The 555-nt window shown below is 74.8% G+C and carries 1 protein-coding gene; it reads right to left on the reverse strand.

Features of this window, described 5'->3' with window-relative positions; genetic code table 11:
• Positions 1-9: 9 nt before the first annotated feature.
• Positions 10-555 (reverse strand): transposase (locus DW233_RS10110; protein WP_370448062.1); only part of this gene is annotated, 546 nt, incomplete at its 5' end.

The raw sequence follows: 555 nt of genomic DNA on the forward strand, positions 1-555 counted from the left end.
CCTTTCAGGCTAGGACAGCGGGGCATCGCCCCTCTCTGCGCGCGCCCGCGCGATGAGCCCCGGCGTCAGGTCGAGCTCGTCGATGGGCACGTCCTCGATGCCGTACGCCTCCAGCAGCGCCGCCGCGTCGTCGCCGAGCATCGCCCGGAAGGCGCGGGCGGGCGTCGCGAAGCCGAGCGCGCCGCGGGGCTCGGAGTTCACGTGCGACATCGCCAGCGCAAGGTCGGCCGGGGCCAGCCGGTCGAACCTGAGGCCGCGGCCCTTGGGCAGCAGCTTCCTGATCTCGACGTGGTTGCGCTCGCAGGCGCCCTTCTGGTCGCTGCGCCGGGGGTCGCAGTAGAACAGCCTCGTCTCGCCCGGCCCCTCGCCGAGCAGCGCGGCGATCGCGTCCTCGTCGGAGAACTCGGGGCCGTTGTCGGTGAGCACGGCGCGGAACACGCGGCGCGTCCCGTCGGCGCCGAGGACCGCCCGGACGCCCTCCAGGGCGCCCGCGACGCACCCGGCGGTCTTCTCCTCCAGCGGCAGCGCAAGCTGCAGCCTGCTGGGGCGGTGCAG

Origin of the sequence: Collinsella sp. AM20-15AC, from assembly GCF_003471405.1 — a bacterium.
GTDB lineage: Bacteria > Actinomycetota > Coriobacteriia > Coriobacteriales > Coriobacteriaceae > Collinsella.